This window comes from candidate division KSB1 bacterium, assembly GCA_034521575.1.
Classification (GTDB): domain Bacteria; phylum Zhuqueibacterota; class Zhuqueibacteria; order Residuimicrobiales; family Krinioviventaceae; genus JAXHMJ01.
Genome location: JAXHMJ010000002.1, coordinates 968921 through 991405, shown reverse-complemented (window position 1 = coordinate 991405; position 22485 = coordinate 968921). Strand labels below are relative to the sequence as shown.

Annotated in this window: 18 protein-coding genes; 16 read left to right on the top strand and 2 right to left on the bottom strand. The window is 46.2% G+C overall.

Going from position 1 to position 22485, the window contains the following annotated elements; translation table 11 throughout:
- Positions 1–2: 2 nt before the first annotated feature.
- Positions 3–1595 (bottom strand): amidase, encoded by a 1593-nt coding sequence (locus U5R06_07415; protein ID MDZ7722634.1) that lies wholly within the window; start codon positions 1593–1595, stop codon positions 3–5.
- Between the two features lie 43 nt (positions 1596–1638).
- Positions 1639–2691 carry a ribosome small subunit-dependent GTPase A gene (rsgA, locus tag U5R06_07410; GenBank protein MDZ7722633.1) on the bottom strand — a complete coding sequence of 351 codons (1053 nt, stop codon included), beginning with the start codon at positions 2689–2691 and terminating at the stop codon, positions 1639–1641.
- Positions 2692–2977: 286 nt separating this feature from the next.
- Between rsgA and U5R06_07405 the strand changes: the two genes are divergently transcribed.
- The 16 genes from U5R06_07405 to U5R06_07330 all read left to right on the top strand — a co-directional run bounded on the left by U5R06_07405 (position 2978) and on the right by U5R06_07330 (position 22450).
- Positions 2978–4384 (top strand): Trk system potassium transport protein TrkA, encoded by a 1407-nt coding sequence (locus U5R06_07405; GenBank protein ID MDZ7722632.1) that lies wholly within the window; start codon positions 2978–2980, stop codon positions 4382–4384.
- 2 nt (positions 4385–4386) lie between these two features.
- Entirely contained in the window at positions 4387–5841 is a 1455-nt protein-coding gene (locus U5R06_07400) for a potassium transporter TrkG (protein MDZ7722631.1), read from the top strand.
- 98 nt (positions 5842–5939) lie between these two features.
- Positions 5940–6494 (top strand): GrpB family protein, encoded by a 555-nt coding sequence (locus tag U5R06_07395; protein ID MDZ7722630.1) that lies wholly within the window; start codon positions 5940–5942, stop codon positions 6492–6494.
- 1953 nt (positions 6495–8447) lie between these two features.
- Positions 8448–9110 carry a response regulator transcription factor gene (locus U5R06_07390; GenBank protein ID MDZ7722629.1) on the top strand — a complete coding sequence of 221 codons (663 nt, stop codon included), beginning with the start codon at positions 8448–8450 and terminating at the stop codon, positions 9108–9110.
- A 151-nt stretch (positions 9111–9261) separates the two neighbouring features.
- Positions 9262–9612 (top strand): hypothetical protein, encoded by a 351-nt coding sequence (locus tag U5R06_07385; GenBank protein MDZ7722628.1) that lies wholly within the window; start codon positions 9262–9264, stop codon positions 9610–9612.
- A gap of 74 nt (positions 9613–9686) precedes the next feature.
- Positions 9687–11330, top strand: coding sequence for a B12-binding domain-containing radical SAM protein (locus tag U5R06_07380; protein ID MDZ7722627.1), 1644 nt, complete (start codon positions 9687–9689; stop codon positions 11328–11330).
- A gap of 98 nt (positions 11331–11428) precedes the next feature.
- A complete protein-coding gene (locus U5R06_07375) occupies positions 11429–11698 on the top strand; it encodes an RNA-binding protein (protein MDZ7722626.1) in 270 nt (89 codons plus the stop codon).
- A gap of 298 nt (positions 11699–11996) precedes the next feature.
- Entirely contained in the window at positions 11997–14279 is a 2283-nt protein-coding gene (locus tag U5R06_07370) for a glycosyltransferase family 4 protein (GenBank protein MDZ7722625.1), read from the top strand.
- Complete coding sequence (locus U5R06_07365) at positions 14276–15214, top strand: glycosidase (protein MDZ7722624.1); 939 nt, start codon at positions 14276–14278, stop codon at positions 15212–15214. Before U5R06_07370 ends, U5R06_07365 begins: the two co-directional genes overlap by 4 nt.
- 389 nt (positions 15215–15603) lie before the next feature.
- On the top strand, positions 15604–16575 hold the full coding sequence (locus U5R06_07360; protein MDZ7722623.1) for a DUF1080 domain-containing protein: 972 nt from the start codon (positions 15604–15606) through the stop codon (positions 16573–16575).
- A 545-nt stretch (positions 16576–17120) separates the two neighbouring features.
- Positions 17121–17594: a hypothetical protein gene (locus tag U5R06_07355; protein MDZ7722622.1), complete on the top strand. Its 474-nt coding sequence runs from the start codon at positions 17121–17123 to the stop codon at positions 17592–17594.
- Positions 17595–17839: 245 nt separating this feature from the next.
- Positions 17840–18700: an alpha/beta hydrolase gene (locus U5R06_07350; GenBank protein ID MDZ7722621.1), complete on the top strand. Its 861-nt coding sequence runs from the start codon at positions 17840–17842 to the stop codon at positions 18698–18700.
- A 152-nt stretch (positions 18701–18852) separates the two neighbouring features.
- Entirely contained in the window at positions 18853–19533 is a 681-nt protein-coding gene (locus tag U5R06_07345; GenBank protein ID MDZ7722620.1) for a porin family protein, read from the top strand.
- A 48-nt stretch (positions 19534–19581) separates the two neighbouring features.
- Positions 19582–20013 carry a nuclear transport factor 2 family protein gene (locus tag U5R06_07340; GenBank protein ID MDZ7722619.1) on the top strand — a complete coding sequence of 144 codons (432 nt, stop codon included), beginning with the start codon at positions 19582–19584 and terminating at the stop codon, positions 20011–20013.
- 7 nt (positions 20014–20020) lie between these two features.
- Entirely contained in the window at positions 20021–20989 is a 969-nt protein-coding gene (locus U5R06_07335; GenBank protein MDZ7722618.1) for an SDR family NAD(P)-dependent oxidoreductase, read from the top strand.
- A 33-nt stretch (positions 20990–21022) separates the two neighbouring features.
- Positions 21023–22450 (top strand): NAD(P)/FAD-dependent oxidoreductase, encoded by a 1428-nt coding sequence (locus tag U5R06_07330; GenBank protein MDZ7722617.1) that lies wholly within the window; start codon positions 21023–21025, stop codon positions 22448–22450.
- Positions 22451–22485 lie beyond the last annotated feature (35 nt).

Below are 22485 nucleotides of genomic sequence, written 5' to 3'. Positions count from 1 at the left end.
GCTCAGGCGATTCGTTTTAGAAATTGTGGTTCGTTGCGGTGTCCGGATGCCTGTTCATAGGCGTAAGCCAGACGGATGAGCAGCGGTTCCTGCCAGGCGCCGGAGAAGAACGAAATCCCGACCGGCAATCCATGCACAAATCCTGCCGGCACGGTAATGTTTGGATATCCCGCGCGCGCCGCAGGAGAAGAACTGCCGCCGAGAAAATGATCGCCGTTAATCCAGTCTGTGGGCCAGGCCGGACTGCCTGTCGGCGCAATCAGCGCATCCACGTTGTGTTTGCGCAGGGTGGCATCTATTCCTTCATCGCGTGATTTTTCTCGTACGGTTGCCATAGCTTCCCGGTATTCGGGACTTGAAAGATCGCCTTTTTCCTGAGCCATTTCGAATATTTCCTGACCGAAATACGGCATCTCTTGATCCGAATAGTCGCGATTGAATGCGATCAGGTCCGATAATGTTTTCGGCTGATCCGGTCCCGTACCTTTGAGATAGGCATTAATGCCGTCCTTGAATTCATACAGCAGCAGGTCGAATGCCGCCCGACCGTAGGTGCCGCTGGTTTCAATATTTGCCGTATCCACAATTTCCGCATTTAGGTCGCGCATCACTTTTATCGCCCCTTGCATTAATTCATCCACCTGCGGCAAAAAGCCGAAAAAATTGCGCGCCACACCGATGCGCGCGCCCTGCATGCCGTCCGGTTTCAGATACCGGGTATAATCAGGATGAGATTTTGCTGTTTTGTTCTGCGTCGCTTTATCGCGTGGATCAGCTCCGGCCATGGCAGTCAACATCAGCGCCGCATCCGCCACCGTGCGCGCCATGGCGCCGGCCGTGTCCTGGGTCGCTGAGATCGGAATAATGCCGCTGCGCCCGAGCAGTCCCACTGTGGGTTTGATGCCCACAATCCCGTTGGCATTGGCGGGGCACACCACCGAGCCGTTGGTTTCCGTACCTACAGCCAGGGCACAGAGATTGGCGCTCACCGCCACTGCAGAACCGGAACTGGAACCGCAGGGATTGCGGTCGAGAACATAGGGATTGCGCGTCTGTCCGCCGCGGCCGCTCCAGCCGCTGCTAGAGTGCAGGGAACGGAAATTCGCCCACTCGCTCAAATTCGCTTTGGCCAGGATGACCGCGCCGGCCTTGCGCAGTTTTTCTACGATGAATGCGTCCTGACGTGCGTGCCAGCCCTGCAAAGCCAGTGAACCGGCCGTGGTCATCATCTTGTCTGCTGTGTCAATATTGTCTTTGAGGATCACCGGTATCCCGTGCAGCGGACCGCGCACTGTCCCGGCTTGTCGTTCATGATCGAGCTGTGCGGCAATGTCAGCAGCATCAGGATTGATCTCAAGAATTGCATTCAACGCAGGGCCGCTTTGATCTACATCACGGATGCGCGACAAGTACTGCTCTGTGATCTCCCGGCTTGTCAGATCGCCGGATTGCATTGCGGTACAAGTCCATTCAGCCAGCTCAAAGCTCGCAATGTCGGTACGGCGTGAGCGCTCGCCTCCGCAGGACAGCCAGCTGCTCAGAGCCGCTCCCGTGCCGCTTAACGCGGCTGTTCTGAAAAATTCGCGTCGTTTCATGATGATCCTTTCATTGACTTGTTTTCAGTCAAATGATACTCGATTATCGGCGTTTTTTCTTTTCCTTTTTAATGGCTTTAACCATCTTGCCGAATTCCTTGTCGCGTTCCCGTCGTTCGTGATAGGAACGGCTGTAATGCGCGGCTTGTTTTTTCATCTTGACATAGTTTTCATAATGCCCTGCGTCCAGTTTACTGTTTTCCAGTGCGTTAAGCACAGCGCATCCGCTTTCATGCTCATGGGTGCAGTCGTTGAAACGGCAGTGTCGAGACAGTTCAGCAATGTCTGAAAATGCCGCGCTTAGACCGGTATCCGAGTCAAAATGTCCCAATTCACGCATTCCCGGTGTGTCCAGGATCATGGCCCCGTTGGGCAGGAATAAGAGTTCCCGGCGTGTGGTGGTATGCCGGCCTTTGCCGTCCCGGCGAACGGTTGTGGTAGCGTGCGACTCGTCGTTCAGCAACCGGTTCATCAGGGTGGTTTTGCCCACACCTGACGATCCAAGAAGACAGTATGTGCAGCCGGGCTGCAGCAATGCTGTCATTGATTCCAATCCGGTTCCGGTGCTGCTGCTAAAGGCATGTACCGGAAGGTCAGGCTGCAGGTCATGGATCTTTCGGATTTTAGCCTGTATATCGGCTTGATCAGTCAAATCCGCTTTGCTCAACAGGATCACCGGTTGAATACCGCTGTCCAGCACCACCACCAGATACCGCTCCAGGCGCCGCAGATTGAAATTGGCGTCCAGTGACTGCATGATCATGGCGATATCAATATTGGTGGCAATCAGTTGGAATTCGACGGATTTACCAGCTGTTTTTCGTTTGAGAATGCTTTTGCGCGGCAGGACAGAGTGAATGACGGCCAGACTGTCGTCGACGATATCCGTCGCCACCCAGTCGCCGGCAGCCGGAAGGTCCAGAGGCGAATTTGAGCCGTACATCAGATTGCCGGTCAGCTGCGCCCTTACCTGCTGCTCACCCGTGCTGATTAGAAAATTATCACGATTAACGGTCAGCACGCGCGCGATTTGGTGCCCGCCGGCATCCGCATGCTGCTGGAACCACTCGTCAAAACCAAGGTCGGTAAGCGTCATATTCGGTTTTCCTTTTGACTGTTTAAAAATCAAAACAAATTACAACAATTAACAGTAGAATGCAAACGGGTATTGCAGAGCGTTTTTTATAATCAAACAGGCAGGATATGACGGAATGCACAGGATATCCAGAAAATCAATTAAATCCTGTTGATCCGGACGATCCTGTCCAGGCCTATTTTATCGATATAGTCCGTATTTAACATTTTCACCGGAATAGTCCTTGATTATCACAGTCAGGAGCATTATATTCACGTTTTGCGTTTAAAAACAGGTGCGAATAGAAATGAAAGCTGTTATTGTCGGCGGCGGGATCGTGGGATTTCAGATCGCCAAAAAACTTGTTGAAATTGACGCCAATGTGGTGCTGATCGAAAGCGATCAGGTACGTGCTGAATATCTGTCGAACCATCTGGACTGCCTGGTGATCAATGACGAAGGTAACAATATAAAAGTGCTTCGCCAGGCCGGAATCAGCGATGCGGATTATTTTATCAGTATGACCAATGATGATTCCGTTAATCTGATCTGCTGCGAACTGGCGGATCAGGGGCCCTACAAGATCGCCCGGGTGAAAAATCTTGATTACGCCAGCACCGAGCGGCTGAAGCAAAATCTCCGTTCTATAGATCTGGTGGTCAATCCCCAGGCCGAAGCCGCGGAAAAGATCATTCATGCGGTGGAGCACGGCGCATACAGTGATGTGTTCAGTTTTATCAGCGGCAGACTGCGTATGCGCAATCTGTTAATCACGGCGGATTCCCCGTTTTTGGGCCGCAGTATCAGCGATATCAAGGAACAGATGCCCTATGATTTTCTTGTTGCCGGCATTGTGCGTCATGATCGATTTATTGTGCCCACCGGTGATACTCAGGTGAAACACGAGGACAATCTTTATATTCTGGCTTCTGCCGGGGATATTGAAACCATCTTTGATGAAATCGGCGTGGTCAAGACCGGCATCCGCGATATTCTCATCATCGGCGGCGGCAAGATCGGCCGTCAGGTCGCCGCTCATTTTATGAATGCGGAATCACCGGCGAGTTCCGTGCTCAACCGAATCGTCAGGCCAAACGGCCAAACCGTCAAACAACGTGAAGTGCGCTCGATCAAAATCATTGAACGTGACTATGAAAAGTGTAAATCGCTGGTCAAGGATTTTCCCTCGTCCATGATCATCAATGCGGATATCTCGGATGAATCTTTGTTCAAAGAAGAAAATCTGGGTCGTTATGACCTGATCATCACAGCCACTGATCGTCACGAACTGAATGTACTGTCTGCGCTTTATGCTAAAAAAATGGGGGTTAAACGCGCCATCAGTGTCGCAAATAATCTGAATTATATTAATATGGCCATCCGTCTGGGGATCGATGTGGTTGTCAGTCCTAAAAATAGTATTATCGATCCTATTTTTAAACACATTCAGACCGGCGTGTTCAAGAGTGTACACAGTATCGCAGACACCGAAGTCGATGTGATTGAGACTTTTGTCAAGGAAAAAAGCAGAATTGCCGGAAAACGCGTTCGCGATATTCACCTGCCCGCCCGGTCTCTGATTCTGGCTGTGACCCGTGACGGAAAAAATACAATACCGGATGGTGGTTTTATAATCGAGTCAGGCGATGATCTGATTGTGATGAGCAAAGAAGAGTCGGTGGCACGCCTGAACAAACTGTTTGCGGAGAAATAGACGTGCTCAATCTTATGCAGGTTCTGCGGATCATTGCGCTCCTGACGCTAATTCTGTGCGCTTTTATGCTGTTACCGGTGCTGGTCGCTTTGTTTTATAAAGAATATCAGACGCTCTCGGCGTTTTTGATTCCCCTTGCCGGGACCGCTGTGCTATCCGGGTTGTTTCTGATGTTGTCCAGCGCTTTCAAGATAGAAGAACTGTCTGTTAAAGATGGATTTTTATTTGTCAGTCTCAGCTGGATAACCGCTTCGCTGGTCGGATGTCTGCCGTTTGTCATTTCCGGCGCTATCCCGTCGTTCACTGATGCGTTTTTCGAAGCCATGTCCGGTTTCAGCACGACCGGAGCCTCGATTCTGACCGATATCGAATCCCTGCCGTACAGTCTTTTGTTCTGGCGCTCCCTGACTCACTGGTTGGGCGGTATGGGGATCGTGGTGCTCACGGTGGCGCTGCTGCCGATCCTCGGGATCGGCGGTGTGCATCTGCTCAAAGCCGAAGCACCCGGTCCTATGCTTGACAAGACCATGCCGCGCATCACTCAGACTGCCAAAACCCTGTGGATGCTGTATCTCTCGCTTACAGTGCTGGAAACCCTGCTGCTCATGTTCGGCGGCATGTCTCTGTTCGAAGCCCTGACGCACACGTTCGGCACCCTGGCCACCGGCGGATTTTCGCCGAAAAATGCCAGTGTCGGATATTATTCCTCCGCTTATATTCAGATTGTGGTCACTGTATTTATGATCCTGGCCGGGATCAATTTCGGTTTGTATTTCCGAGCCGTCACAGGACGTTTTGATCAGGTGCTGCGCAGCAGCGAGCTTAAAGTGTATCTGTCCATCTTTGTCATCGCTTCCGCTGTCGTTGCGATTTCATTGTACGGGACGGTGTATACCGGAGCGGGGGAGAGTCTGCGCTATGCCGCGTTCCAGTCCGCGTCCATTCTCACCACGACCGGTTACGCCACTGCGGATTTTGCCGCCTGGCCGGCTCTGGCGAAAGGGGCGCTCTTTTTTCTCATGTTTATCGGCGGCTGTTCCGGATCCACCGGCGGCGGCATTAAGGTGATCCGCGTGTTCTCGCTGATCAAACTGGCTATGAACGAAATGAAACACATGATCCATCCGCGCGGAATTTTCCGAATCCGTATTGACGGCGAAATCCTGGCGAAAAAATATTTTTATCCGGTGATCGGTTTTTTTGTTCTCTATATCTTTATCCTGCTGCTCATCACTCTGGCCGTGGCTGCCGCCGACAATGATCTGTTGACCTCATTTTCCACCGCTCTGGTCACGCTGGGCAATATCGGCCCCGGTTTCGGTAAAATCGGTCCGACACTCAATTACCAGTTTTTTCCGGACACTATAAAATGGATTTTGTCATTCGCCATGATGATCGGTCGGCTGGAGCTGTACACCGTGCTGGTATTGTTCACCAGAGAGTTCTGGCAGCAATGATTATCCCGGACCTCGAACCACATACCTTATACCCTGTAACAATTATCTCAAACTCCTTATCCCAAAACATAGAGTTGTTTATTTTAAAGAGAACCTAAATGCATCAATCTTTGCACAATATGAATTCCAAAGAACTGGGCAGACTGTTTCCGGTCGAAATTGCCGAACCGAATCCGAATTGGCGGCTTTTGTATGAACAGGAATGCGCCCGTGTCCGGGCGAGATTCGGTGAGCCTATTCACTGCATCGATCATATCGGCAGCACGTCTGTGCCCGGATTGCGCGCAAAGCCGGTCATTGATATTCTGCTGCAAATCACCCGTGACTGCGATGTGAAAAGAGTGACCGACATGATGCAGGATCTGGGATATGACATTATCCGCAAACTTGAGAATCCACCGCCGCACCTCCTGTGCGTCAAAGGCTATACTCCGGCGGGTTATCAGGGCCAGCCGTTCCACGTACAGGTGCGCTATCCCGGTGAGTGGGATGAATTACGATTCCGGGACATTCTGATTGCACATCCCCCGATTGCCAACGATTATGCCCGTCTCAAGGAGAAACTGGCTGCACAATACAAACATGACCGCGACGCTTATACAGATGCGAAAAGCGAATTTATCAAGGCGATTCTTGAACAACCGTGGAAATAGTGTCTGCCGGACGGTTTGATCTCGAACAGTATGTACTGCAGTACTTTTAAAATTTGATTTATATTAATGATATACAATAACTTATAAATGGCTTTATCACACCTTGTTTGCAACTTGTTTACGAAATCAATATCGACCGGCGAAACCGGACGGGCGGCTACGGGCAGTTATTTTTCGATTCAGAATCAAAGCCGCTGGAGAGAGCAAAAATGTATTTAAAAGGGTGGGAGACATTTTTTAATCTCGTCACGATCCTCCAGCTCGTGATGCCTGTCAAATGACAATCAGCCCATCCATATGCAATGGCAATGCTCTGCATTGCACAGCTTTTGAACAAAAGCAGCGCCCAGTCCATAAAATTTGGGCGCAGAGCGAGCGGTGCGGCTACGCTCCATTGTTGCATTCAATCCCGGTATCACCCAACCTGTCCCGTAGGGACAAAATATCTATAGAACCCATGCGAACCCAAAAAAAGCACCCCGTCAGGGGTGCCATAGGCCGGAAAAGGCAGTCAAGGCTGCAAACGATTGATTCCGGGATGTTCTGGAAAGGGTTTTTCACACCCTGATTAAAATTGGTCTTATTGCGTCCCTCCGGGACGCCTGTTTTCGTTTGATGGATATTGCTATAGATATACCGCCCCTTCCGGGACGAGGATTGTGCAGCATTGAAGATTCAGCATATCGAGTGTTTCCCGGATTTGAATATCCCAGGTTTTGTAACCTCGATATTTCATTGTAAGGGTAATTTGAACTTTACATGCCCTTCATTCATGATACCTCATAAATCTGTCCCGGTTATCGGGAAGCTGTCCCGTAGGGACAAAATATTTATAGAACCCATGCGAACCCAAAAAAAGCACCCCTTCAGGGGCGCCATAGGCCGGAACCGCCAGTCAATGCTGCGAATGATTGATTCCGGGATGTTCTGGAAAGGGTTTTTCACACCCTGATTAAAATTGGTCTTATTGCGTCCCTACGGGACGCCTGTTTTCGTTTGATGGATATTGCTATAGATATACCGTCCCTACCGGGACGGGGATTGTGCATCATTGAAGAATCAGCATATCGAGTGTTTCCCGGATTTGAATATTCCAGGTTTTGTAACCTCGATATTTCATTGTAAGGGTAATTTGAGCTTTACATGCCCTTCATTCATGATACCTCATAAACCTGTCCCGACTATCGGGAGCCTGTCCCGTAGGGACAAAATATTTATAGAACCCATGCGAACCCAAAAAAAGCACCCCGTCAGGGGTGTCATAGGCCGGAAAAGGCAGTCAAGGCTGCAAACGATTGATTCCGGGATGTTCTGGAAAGGGTTTTTCACACCCTGATTAAAATTGGTCTTATTGCGTCCCTGCGGGACGCCTGTTTTCGTTTGATGGATATTGCTATAGATATACCGTCCCTGCCGGGACGGGGATTGTGCATCATTGAAGAATCAGCATATCGAGTGTTTCCCGGATTTGAATATTCCAGGTTTTGTAACCTCGATATTTCATTGTAAGGGTAATTTGAACTTTACATGCCCTTCATTCATGACACCTCACAAACCTGTCCCGTAGGGACAAAATATCTATAGAACCCATGCGAACCCAAAAAAGCGCCCCATCAGTACATACTAGAGTACTGTTCGATTACTCGGGTGCTTTGATCAGTAAATTCAAACAGCGCTCAGGCTGTACCCGTATTCTCGACAGACACCAGGGCTGTACCATCCCACCCGTAAATTTTACTGAACATTCCAAGTAACATGTTTTACAGAAAAATATTTCACTCGGCATGCATTTAAAATATAAAATAATAAATTACAGCATTTTGAGGCAAAATCGCGCATTTTGCGGCGGCCGGGGAACAGAAAGTTCTATTATAGATTTGATTTCAAAGTATGAATCATTATATTCTATTAATTGACAGGTAGATAAAAGTATTTCACACGAAATTGGCTATTATGAATAAAACACCGATCCGCATTTTCATTGCAGATGATAATGCCCTGCTTCTTAAAGGCCTTGAGACGATGTTGGGTGATCAGGATGATTTTATCATTGTGGGGACGGCGCCCAACGGCTCTAAAGCTGTGGAACTTATTAAAAGCTCCCAACCCGCAGTGGCGCTTATTGATATCGGTATGCCTGAAAAAGACGGACTGGAAGTAACTCAAATTCTTCACAAAAATTTTCCGCAAATAAAAGTGATTATTCTTGGGTTGATTGATCTGACAGATGAAATCATGGCATGTATCGAAGCCGGTGCAACCGGCTATATATTAAAAGAATCCCCATTTGAACATCTTGTCGAGACCATTCGTTCAGTCCACAATAATGAAGCTTTTTGTTCACCCCGGATGGCTGCTTCACTCTTTTCCCGAATTGCAGAATTGACAAGCAAAGTCAACGAAAAAATACCATTCGATTCCGTCAGACTGACTTTGCGCGAAATTGATGTCGTTAATCTAATCGCCGAAGGTCTGTCTAACAAGGAAATCGCCGCCAGGCTTTTTATAGAAACACAAACGGTAAAAAATCATATCCATAATATCCTTGATAAACTGCAACTGCACAATCGCTTTGAAACGGTACAATATGCCCGTGAAAGAAAACTCTTGAAATAAAAGCAAAGTACCAGTACTTTTCCCACCAAAAAACAATTCAATCCATCAGAGGACTGGTCCCTATTATAGACCTTTTTTGAACCTTTCGGTCTATTGACTTTCTGCACATTTATGTGGACATTGTGTTCGTACGATTAAATGAGATAATGCCATGCCTCAGATAAATGTGATGCTTTCGAGCCGACCCAAATTGTTGTCAGAAGTGATTCAAAACCTGATTAAACGCCAGCCGGATATGAAGCTTGTGGGTGAAGTTATTGATCCTATTGAGCTCATATTTGCCCTGCGAATAACCTCTGCGGATGTGGTGATTATCACACCCCTTAAAACGAACGGCAATCCCAGAATCTGCTGTCAATTGATCGAGGAACACCCTCTGTTGAGAATATTAATATTAACTCTGGAAAGTAAAGCGCTCTACATTTATCAGTCAGGTTTAGAGAAAAAATGTATCGAGGCGCCTTCTGAACAGATCATTATAGATATTATTCGTGGATTGTGATAGCAAACCGGGAATGGTGACAGGTTTTGTTTATTTTAAAAAATGAAATATTTTCTTTGAATGAGAATTGAATCGTGAGAAAATTAATTGAAAACAAGTCCAAATGCCTGATTATACAATCAGAATTTTCCGAATTCAGCTTTTGGAACTATGTGGATGTGTGTAAAATTATTGGAGCCAAGTATCCTTCCGCACCGTTGGGTCTCTTGACCGTGGCTGCATTGCTGCCGCAACACTGGATTTTTAAACTTGTGGATGCGAATATTACACCGGTTCTTGATGAGCACTTTGAATGGGCGGATATTGTGTGCCTCGGAGGTATGTTGCCTCAGCAACCCAACATGTTATCCCTGATTGACCGAGCCCACCAGTTTAATTTGCCTGTTGTGGTAGGTGGACCGGATCCGACCTCTCAGCCTGAATTGTATCAATCTGCCGACTATCTTGTGCTTGGAGAAGGGGAAGTGACCATTCCTCTTTTTATCGCTGACCTGGAAAAAGGCTTGCATCGGGGTCAATACCAATCAATTGAAAAAGCCGATATGACAGAGGCTGTTGTACCCCGCTTTGATTTAATACGATTTCGGGATTATTTACAAATGGGCATTCAATATTCCAGAGGCTGCCCGTTTCATTGTGAGTTTTGCAATATTGTTGAATTGTTTGGCAGAAATCCGAGAACCAAGACGTCTGAGCAGGTTTTACTGGAACTGCAGACACTTTACAATTTGGGGTATCGTGGACATATTGATATTGTAGATGATAATTTCATTGGACATAAAAAGAATGTTAAAAAACTTTTGACTGACATCAGGGAATGGTCCGAACAAACCCGCTATCCATTCTATTTCTCAACTGAATGTTCAATCAATCTGGTAGACGATGAAAGTCTGATGCAAATGATGCGTGATGTGGATTTCAGATATGTTTTCATAGGGATTGAAACACCGGAAGAAAGCGCTTTAATAATGGCGAATAAAAATGAAAATATAAATAAATCTACAAGTGCAGTCGTGAAAACGATCTCTTCATATGGTATGATTGTTAATGCAGGTTTTATTATTGGATTCGATCAGGAGAGCAATCAGATCGCTGATAACATGATTCGTTGTATACAGGATTCAGGTATCTCCATGGCCATGCTTGGGCTTTTATACGCACTGCCAAACACCAGATTGTCAAAACGCTTAATGAATCAGGGCAGATTGTTTGAATACAGTTCTGCGGAGAAAGAAAACCAGATATTAATTGATCAAACTACAACCGGTTTGAATTTTATGACAGACAGACCCAGGCTCAATATACTGAACGATTACCTTTGTATTGAAAAGTTTATTTATGATCCGGAAAATTATTTTGATAGAGTTACCACCACCGCTTTTCAATTGGAATGGATTCCTAAATTTAAACCGGGATTTTTCAGATGGTTGAAAACAGGAATGGCCTTTATCAAGGTGAGCCTCAAATTGGGCAAAGACAGACAAACAGCTTGGTCCTATTATAAAATGTTATTCAGAGTTCTCTTGAAAAACGCTCGGGCAATTGAACCGGCTGTCAGTCTTTCAGCCATGTTTATCCATTTTCATCGCCAGTCAATGTTCATAATAAAGCATATTGATGAAGAAATTATAGCCCAAAAGCGCTTTCAACAGGAACAAACAGAACTGCTTTTTAAAGACAGTATTCTATCACGAATGCAATTGCAGACTGAGAAATAAAGTTCGCTGCATAGAAATCAGAAAAGATGATTGATGTACAAACCGTTACAAAGAACCAATGATTCATCAGCAAACTTTAAACAGAAAGGAAATAGAACATGAATATTTATATCGGAAATTTGGCAGAAAATATTACAGAGGATGATCTGAAAAAAGTATTTGAGGCTTTTGGCCCGGTTACATCCGTCAATGTAATTAAAGACAAATACACCAACAAATCCCGGGGCTTTGCATTTGTTGAGATGGCTTCTGACAAAGATGGACAGGCGGCGATCGATGGTTTAAACGGCAAGGACTTGAAGGGATCAACCCTTACTGTCAATGAAGCCCGTCCCCGAAAAGAAAGACAGGGAGGCGGAAGGCGGTAATTTAGCACGCCATTATCGTAAAGTTAAAATACATATATGCGGAATTGGGCTTATCTCCGGATTCTTATACCGGGTATGGCAAGTTCATTTGCATGAAATACTTGACCAATCTGAGAAAAGTGAATCGGAATTTAGAGCAAGTTTTTACTTTAACACGATTGCCCGATCAGATTAAAAAATCCGTAAAAGTATAAAACTGCATAGGGATTGGACACGCCGCTTTGTAGAGGAGGTAACGAAACCGGGAAGCAGACTGTTTAAGACCATCAAAACCGCTATTCATAGAAAGATATTGATCATGAATTCCGTATCAACCCATTCAAGACTCGATCGCATTGCGTTTATTGGCAATTACCTGCCGCGTCAATGCGGCATCGCCACATTTACAACGGATTTAAGCAACGCCATTGCGACGAAATTTGATCAAACAACCTGCATCGCTGTTCCGGTCAATGATGTGAAGGCCGGCTATAATTATCCTGACCAGGTTCGGTTTGAAATTTCTGAAAAGGACATCGATTCTTATCGCCGCGCTGCAGATTTTCTGAACATAAACAGCGTGGACCTCGTTTCACTGCAGCATGAGTATGGTATATTTGGAGGTCGGGCAGGCAGTCATATTCTGGTACTTTTGCGCGAGTTGAGGATGCCTGTTGTAACCACTTTTCATACCATTCTGCGTGATCCTGATCCTGATCAAAAAAGGGTACTGCAGGAAATATCGTCGCTGTCAGATCGAGTTGTAGTTATGAGTCAACACGGTGCGGAATTCCTGCATGATGTCTATGGCGTAGCATCGGATAAAATTGACCTGATTCCACACGGCATCCCGGATGTGCCCTTTGTTGATCCAAGTTTTCACAAAGATCTGTTTGGCGTCGAAGGCAAAATTGTCCTGCTGAGCTTTGGATTGTTGTCTGAAAATAAGGGCATTGAAAACGTCATTTCAGCTTTACCCGCCATTTTGCAAAGTTATCCGAACATTGTTTATTTCGTCGTTGGCGCAACCCACCCCCATGTCATTCGGAGCGAGGGGGAAACCTACCGATTATACTTGCAGCGCCTGGCCAGAGAGAAAAAAGTGCAAAGTCAGGTCATTTTTTATAATCGCTTTGTCAGCAGGGAAGAACTCACTGAATTCATCAGCGCCGCGGACATTTACATTACACCTTATCTGAATGAAGCGCAAATCACTTCCGGAACGCTTGCATATACACTGGGGGCTGGAAAGGCCGTGATTTCGACGCCATACTGGTATGCGGATGAACTCTTATCTGATGGACGGGGGGTGCTGGTGCCATTTCAGGATTCTGACGCACTCGCCAATCAGGTGATTCGGCTTTTAGACAATGAATCCGAACGCGATGCCATGAGAAAGCGGGCCTATGTGTACGGCAGACAGATGATCTGGCCCCAGGTTGCGGAACGCTATGAAGAGTGCTTTAAACGCACACGCAAAGAGCGTCGCCATTTTACCCGCCCTGGTTTTGCAGTCAAACCATTGGATAAACGTCCAGCCGATTTACCGCCTGTAAAGCTTGACCACTTGTTACATATGACAGATGAGACGGGTATAATCCAACATGCCATATTCACAGTTCCAAACTATAGCGAAGGATACTCGATCGACGATAATGCCCGGGCTCTGATCGTGAGTGTTCTCCTGGAATCCCTGGGGAATGAAAACACACTGCAACTCGGTTCCCGCTATCTTGCTTTTATCTGGTATGCCTTTAATTCAGAAATTGGACGTTTTCGAAATTTTATGGATTATCAACGTAACTGGCTGGAGAAGATCGGTTCTGAAGACAGCCATGGCCGAACGTTGTGGGCGTTAGGGACTGTATTGGGTCGATCAAATATACCGGCCCTGCACAGCATGGCTGGATGGGTGTTCGAGCAGGCCCTGCCGGCCATTCTCGAGACGACCAGCCCCCGCGCCTGGGCTTTTACAATAATGGGGATTCAGGAATACCTGCATCGATTTACCGGTGATCGGCGAGCCATCCAGGTGCTTGAGGAATTGTCCATGCAATTATATAAATTGTATAAAGAAAACTATTCTGATAAATGGCAATGGTATGAAGACCGGTTAACCTATTGCAATGCCGCACTGCCGCACGCTTTACTTACGAGTGGCAATGTCATGTCCAATACCTCTTTGACAGAGGCCGGTTTAGAGTCATTGAACTGGTTGTCTGATTTACAGCATTCGGATGTGGGATATTTTTTCCCTATAGGATCCAATGGATTTTATCAGCAGGGGTCAAAGCGCGCGCGCTTTGACCAACAGCCGGTCGAAGCACAAACCATGGTTTCTGCGTGTCTTGAAGCTTACCGGATCACCGGCGACAAACGTTGGCAGGAAGAAGCACGCCGGACCTTTGAGTGGTTTCTCGGACATAACGACTTGAATCTTCCTGTTTATGATCCAACTACAGGAGGATGCCAGGACGGTTTGCATCCCGACAGTGTGAACAAGAACCAGGGTGCAGAGTCGACGCTGGCCTTTCTTCAGGCCCTGCTGGAATTGCGCCTGGCTGAAAATATTTTATTAACCCAGGAGATTAAAAGCCAATGAATAACGAATATCCAGAGCTCTTTCGACGCCACGAACATAATCCCATTCTGACGGCTGCACAATGGCCGTACCGGGTTAATTCTGTTTTCAACCCCGGCGCCGTATTAATGCCTGATGGTGTCACTCTTCTTTTGTGCCGTGTTGAAGATCGACGCGGGCATTCCCACTTGTGCGCTGCGCGCTCAGATAATGGCATAGATAACTGGAAGATCGATACACAGCCGACGTTGATGCCGGATCCGGAGCGCTTTCCGGAGGAAGTTTGGGGCATTGAAGATCCACGTATCACCTATGTTAGCGAACTTGATAAATATGCCATCGTTTATACCACCTACACCCGAGAAGGACCGGGGGTATCTCTGGCTCTCACAGAAGATTTTCACCATTTTGAACGCTATGGCTTGATTTTGCAGCCTGAGGATAAAGACGCCGTGCTTTTGCCTGAACGCATTAATGGCAATTGGGCATTGATTCATCGTCCGGTCGCCATGCCCGGAGCACATATGTGGCTTTCCTATTCCTCCAATCTGCGTCACTGGGGCGACCACAAGCTCATGTTAAAAGCCAGGCGCGGAGCCTGGTGGGATGCGAACAAAATCGGGCTCTCGCCTCCGCCTATAAAAACCAAAGCAGGATGGCTGGTCATCTATCACGGTGTCCGTGTAAATGCAGCCGGCGCCATTTATCGGCTCGGACTGGCCCTGTTCGATTTAAATAAACCGGAGATCTGCCTCAAACGCGGTGATGAATGGGTTTTTTCTCCAGAGGAACCATACGAACGTCGTGGCGATGTTGACCATGTTGTCTTTCCATGCGGTTATACCATAGCACCCGATGGCGACACGATTCGTCTGTATTACGGCGCGGCGGATACGAGCATTGCCCTGGTCACCGGCAGTGTGAACGCCATGCTGGAATGGCTTGCTCAACACTGATTCAGCGCCTGGGAATGGATCCTGACCGGACTGATTAAAGGGGGCGGATTTTGTATGATCAGTAAAACAGGGTTTATATATCAATATTTGCAAGTATATGTAAAACAAGATCAAACCGGGGGCATTCACCAATTGTTCATAAAAAAACGCATAATCTATCAAAAAATTGGCTTGATTGCTGATTTTTTGATAGATTGTTATGATGGTTCCAATAAATTTATATATATGATTTAAACACCGGAGGATGTTGTGAAAACAAAATCTGATAGAGTTTGGTTGTTTCACAAACAATTAATTATCTGCATATTTAATATTCTGCTGATAAATCTGCTTGCCATACAACCGGCCGGCATTCTGGCAGTCCGCTTTCCCAGAATGTCTGTGCATCAATGTTCGATCGCCCGGCACACGATCGAACCCAGCCCGCGCCTCCGGCCGTGGTTCCGGGGGAACCGTCAACAGGGCAAAAGGCAAGCTCAGCGCCGTCGGATGCGGTGGTCTTGTTTGACGGCTCGGATCTGTCCGCCTGGGTGGGAATGGACGGAAACCCCACAAAGTGGCGAATTGAGGCGGGCGCATTGGAATGTGTGCCGGAAAGCGGCTATATTCGTTCTCTGCAATCGTTCGGCGATTGCCAACTGCATGTCGAGTGGGCGCCGCCGGTTCCGGCAGAGGGAGAAAGCCAGGGAAGAGGCAACAGCGGCGTGTTTTTCGGACTCGACCGGTATGAGATCCAGGTGCTCGACTCGTATCAGAACGAAACCTATGCAGATGGATCGGCAGGTTCACTCTACGGACAATATGCTCCAATGGTCAATGCATCCAGGCGGCCCGGTAAATGGCAGAGTTATGACATTATTTATACCGTGCCACGTTTCTGCGGGGACGGGGAACTCGTTTCGCCTGCCTATATGACTATTTTTCACAACGGTGTCTTGATTCAGAACCATGTCGAATTGTCCGGGCCGACGGCCTGGATTAATCGACCTGATTACAGTCCGCATCCGCTCAGGATGCCGATTGCGCTTCAGGATCACGGCAATCCCGTCTGCTATCGCAATATCTGGGTGCGCGAGCTCGATCCTGAATCCAACCCCGAATATTATTACACCGATGAACATCTGAAGCAATATACAGGATCTTATCATATCAGCTGGGGAGAGCCCGCTCAAGTAACTCTCGCCGGACATGGTCGACTGGCTATGGATATAGCCGGGACCCGTCTGGTTCTGTTCTGCAGCGATGAGGGAAAATTATTTGCCAAAACAACAGATGTCCTGGTTCATTTTGTCAAAGAGAAAGGCAAACCTGTTGCCCGCATATCAGTTGGCGACGGCTGGTTCTCCATGCAAAAATTGTAGCTCGATTGAAGCAGGAAACAAATTTTCGTAACTCAAACGCCGGGTTTGCCGAGAACGCAGAGGTAGTATTGAAAAACAGTCTCTTGCTTTATTGGTGAGAACATTCAATTTCATTTTGTGGAATCTGTTGACACGTGATAAATGCAGGGGAAAATACTTGATTTCAGATTTCTCGATGGTTCTCCACGTCCTCGTCGGGTTCTGCGTTGAATGATCAAAACATAGCATCTGAAAAAATATTTATGGTATGTTTATGGAATAATTACATCTCATCCGGCACGCCAAATCCAGCTGGAAAGATGACGCGCTGGCCGATATTGACCGTCCGCTCAACGATCGGGGGCTCCGGACCTGTCGATATATGGCGCGGCATATATACAACTCCGGGTGTTGTTTTGATCATGTATACTGCAGTCCGGCACTGCGAACCCCGTCGACTATCAAACTCATCAGTGCAGATGAACTTTCATCTACCGGTCATAAACCTTTTGTTTTTTTAAAAAAATATCATACCTTGTTTTATCATTAACCAACATGGAGGTGAAATGCGCACAATAAGAATACTGGTACTGCTAATCGCTTCTGCGCTTATGCAGGTTCTGTTTATCGGCAGCAGCTGTGACAATGGAGTTGAATCCAAAAAGGAAGAATCAATCGTTGGCAACTGGCGTATGAGCAATGTAGTCATGAAAAATACTCCAGTGGGTGATATGAGTATGACCGCGGAGCAATTTTTAGAGCTCTCCGGAACAGGGGCCACCTCGTCTGTCCTGCTGTTAAACGAAGACGGATCCGCTTCAGTGACAACGACTTATACCGGCAGCAGTGATGTTGTGGTTGACGGCACCTATAGCTTGAACGGTGATGAATTGATCATCAACGACGTCGGGATTGATAATATTGTAGGCTATGATATTGACGGCAATACTCTCACCATTACCGTGATGATGCCGATTGATTTTGATTCTGACGGTACTGATGAGGATATTGAGGTTGATATGGTATATAATAAAGTGTGATTTAATCTGTCACGGTTGATTAAAAAATATTGTGATAGCCTTGTCGAATAAGTGGTGATTCAGTATAACAAAAAACTGTATTCAATGTTCACAGTTTTGTTGTTGATTCATAACATCATCCAAGATTATGAATAGCAGATTCTCCAGCAATTAGCAGCCCGTTTATCGGAACAAAGCAATAATTTCAGCCCAAATTAAAAAGTGTCTGCAATATGTCCAGTTTACAAAGTATTGTGTTCAGGTTCATGACAAGAATACTTTCGTATCGGATGAATTCAATTAATTCAATACAAGATTTGCGCACTTTTTCAGAAAAAACATCCAGGCCACTGCTGCTGCCTGATGGTGTGACATTACAGGAAAGCATTCTGGATGGGGTTCCAGTCGAGTGGATCAAGCCGCGTCTTGCTGTAGTAAAATCTGTGGTATTATATATCCACGGCGGTGCATGGGTGCTGGGTTGGAATAATAACTATCGTGTGCTTGCCGCCTATATCGCACAGGCCGCAAACAGCCGGGTCGTGGCAGTTGATTATCATCTGGCACCTGAACACATTTTTCCAGTCCAGCTTAACGATTGCCTGACTGCTTACAGGCGGCTGCTAAAGGATGGGATCAAACCGGATCGTATTGTGCTTACAGGCGATTCAGCCGGGGCCAATTTGGTGTTGGCGGTTTTGATGGCGCTTCGTGATGCCGGTGAGACACTGCCGTCTGCTGCTGTTTGTATGTCCCCTATGACTGATCTGGCCTGTACCGGTGAGACGTTTCATACCAACAAAGATGCACTTTTAACATCGGAATTTGCCCTGTCTATGTCGCGAAAATATGCAGGTAATCAGAATGTGCGCTATCCTTTGATTTCGCCTCATTATGGTGACTTGACAGGCCTGCCGCCAATACTCGTCCAGGCAGGTAAACATGAAATTCTATTGAGTGATGCGGAACGTCTTGCAGAGAATGCTGGTTATGCAGGTGTGGAGCTAACGCTGACTGTTTGGCCGAAAATGTGGCATTTGTGGCATATTTTCATACCCTATCTGCCTGAAGCAAAACAGGCTGTGGATGAAATCGGCTGTTTTATCCGGAAATATCAGCAAGACTGAGAGTGACTCGAGTGCACTTGACATTATTTAATATTTGGAACTATTGCAAAGATTTAATATTTTTGGATGAAAATATTTTTCAGCCCGGTATACGACTCTGAAACCGACGTCAGGGGATACATGTCTTGTACCTCTGCTACCAGGAGTAGACTATGAAATGGATTCCGCGTATTTATATATTATTACTTTTGATTTTGCATAATCCTGTATCCGCTCAAAAAGGTGTCAAATTTGGATTCAGGGCAGGGTACAGTATGGCAACGCAATATGGTATCCTTGCTCCCGATCTCCCTTATTCAGTTGATGTATATTACCGGCATGGCCTGGCGGGCGGTCTGCTCATTTATTATCCCATCACAGAATCATTCGGTATGCAGCAAGAGTTTTTATTTGTGCAGAAAGGATCAAGGGAAGATATTGACTTGAAAGATCGTCCAATCAATACCCGAACCGAGTATGATTTGAACTATTTTGAAATCCCCATGCTGATACGATATTCGTTTGCCCAGATGGGAGATTTTACTCTTTATGGAAGCAGTGGGTTTGTCCTCTCCATTTTACTCAACGGTGATTACCGTCTGAGTGGCGTGGCTAAAGTTGATGGTGTGCCTGTCAGTTTTTATGATGTTAATAAAATCAAAGGTATAGATGTTTTTGATTATGCGTTCCTCTATGGAGCCGGTGTGGAAAGCACGATTTTGGGCAAAGAGTGCTTTTTCGAGTACCGCTTTACCATCGGCTGGAATGTATTGATGATGCCCACTGCAGAAGGAGAGGATCCCGCGCCCTTGCGCAACCTGGATTATATGTTCACAATAGGTATGTATTTATAGAATTTTTCTAAAATTATTACAGAATGTGAAGAGGAGAACAGTATAAAAATGGATATTAATTGCGATACGATAACTGAATTGTGGTCAAAAACATACAATACAAAAGGGAACCCCGACTGGTCTCATATATTGCCCTATTATGCGGATGATATTTATTTTCGGGACTCTATTCAGGAAATACATGGTATCAGGGAATTCACGGCAATGACTGAACGTTTGGCAGACCGTTCTAAAGATTTAAAGATGCACATTGTCAGGGCGGTCCAGCAGGAGAACGTTATTTTTCTAGAGTGGGAGATGACCCTCAGTTATAAAAATAATCCCGGTTCGACAATTTATGGCTGCAGTCGTGTGACTCTGAATGCAGACGGAAAAATCTCAGAACAGCGGGATTATTATGATCTTTGGGGTGATATTTTTGACAATATACCGCGTTTCGGTCCGGCATACAGAAGGTTTATGAGAAAGAAATTCGGTTGAGTCTGGTATGAACAAAAGAAAAAAAGTATGGCAGTATGTCAAAGAGTACAAATGGTCTAATATTTGGGCTATGATCCGAAACAGCTTTCTGGAGCCAGAGGTCTGCTCTGATGATTTCACCGGCAGGCTGGTTGTGATCACCGGCGCTACATCCGGTATCGGCAAGCTGACCGCACATAAGTATGCCTCACACGGTGCGAATCTGCTCTGTATCAACCGCAATCCTGTGAAATCGGAAGCATTGCGTACTGAGATTGAAACCGAATACGGTGTCAACTGCCGGTACTTAATCGCCGATCTGAGCGATCTGAGCGATATTCGTAAAGCTGCAAATGAACTCCTGCAAGTCAAGCAGCCCATCGATGTTTTGATCCATAATGCCGGTGTCTATTTGACAACACGGGAATTAACACCCGACGGTATCGAGAAAACATTGGCGGTTCACTATCTCTCTTCTTTTATTATCAATTATCTGCTGTTGGATAAACTGAAATCCCAGAAAAGCGCCCGCATTATCTTTGTGAGTTCCGAAGGACATCGGTTTGCCGCATGGGGGCTGCCTGTGGATGATCTGAACTGGGAAAAACACCGTTATTCCGGCTTGAAAAGTTACGGATCCGCCAAAACCGCTCAACTCTTGTCCATGATTGTTTTTGCTGAAAAATGTGAAAATACCGCTGTGTCGATAAATGCTATGCATCCAGGTGCAGTGAGGACGGATACGGGCCGGGAAAATGGTCCCCTTTACCGCTTGTTTAAAAAGACATTTTTTGATAAAACCTTAAAATCCGCTCAAGTTTCAGCCGAGGCTTTGTATTATTTGGGTGTTTCGGAGAACATAAAAACCGTAAACGGCAAATTCTTCCACTTGACCACTGAAGAGACACCCGCACCGCCGGCTCTTGATAAAGACATGGCGGGTTTGCTTTGGGAAAAAAGTCTGGATTTGACCGGTTTGTCAATCCCATCATCTTGAATGATTCATGTTTATATTTAAAAGGGACATCCTATGTCTGTAAATAAATTCCATACCATCATCGTCGGCGGCGGAATTGCCGGATTGACATCGGCAGTCTATCTTGCACGTGAAGGGCGAAACGTACTGCTATGTGAGAAAAATGCAGAATGCGGCGGGTTGGTAAACTCTTTTAAAAGAGACGGTTTCCACTTTGATGCGGGTGTGCGTGCGCTTGAAGATGCGGGTATTATTTTTCCGATGCTGGAAGATCTGGGTATTCAGCTGGACGTGGTGAAAAGTCCGGTCTCTCTGGGCATCGAAAATCATGTCATCAATATAGAAAATCTGGATAGTTTAAAACAATACAGGGAACTGTTACTCGAATTGTATCCGGAAAGTGAACACGAAATAGATGCTGTATTAAAAGTTATACAAAAAATCATAAAGCACATGGATGTGCTTTATGGCATAGAAAATCCGGTGTTCAAAGATTTAAAGCATGACCGAACTTTTCTTTTAAAAAGACTTTTACCCTGGCTACCAAAATTTATATTTACGGTCGGAAAGATTAACCGCATGAATATGCCGATTGAAACGTATCTGGATGCTATAATAAAAAATCCTTCTCTCAAAGATATTATTTCGCAGCACTTTTTTAAAAATACTCCAACATTCTTTGCATTGAGCTACTTTTCGCTTTACCTGGATTATTTTTATCCCAAAGGCGGGATTGGAAAATTGGCCGATGCTCTGAAAAACAAAATCCTTGAATATGGCGGAATCATAAAGACGGAGACTGAGATTGTCAAAGTGCTGGCGCATCGTTGCCGGGTGAAGGATCATGCAAATGAGGTTTACGAATTTGAGAATTTGATTTGGGCCGCTGATTTAAAGACATTTTACAGGATCACGGATATTATTGGGGTGTCCCCAAAAATAAGAACGCAATTCGGAGATATGAAACAAAAGATATTATCAAAGCGCGGGGGAGACTCTGTTTTTACATTATTCCTGGAGGTGGATGAACCGCTTGAGAGTTTTCGGGCGATTGCAAATGGCCATTTTTTTTATACCCCTTCCAAACAGGGGCTCGGTGAAACGAACTGGAATGAGCTTGATCATCTGCTTGACAACCCGGAAAAGGAGCCGGTTTTAAGCTGGCTTGACAAGTATACGCGTTTAAATACCTATGAAATATCCATCCCCGGACTCAAAGATCCTGAATTGGCTCCCCGGGGGGAAACCGGTCTGATTATCAGCCTGCTTGCTGAATATGAGCTGTTCAACAAAGTCCGTAAAGCCGGGTGGTACGATGAACTGAAAACGGAACTGGAGAACCGTATTATTAACGTAATATCTGAATCCATCTATCCGATGCTGAAGGACAAGTTGGTTGCCCGTTTTTCTTCAACCCCGACAAGTATCAAAGACTATACCGCCAGTTCCGAAGGTGCCGATAACCGGGTGGTCATTTGTTAAACCGGTTCCTGTTATCAATAAAATCCAGTTCTCAG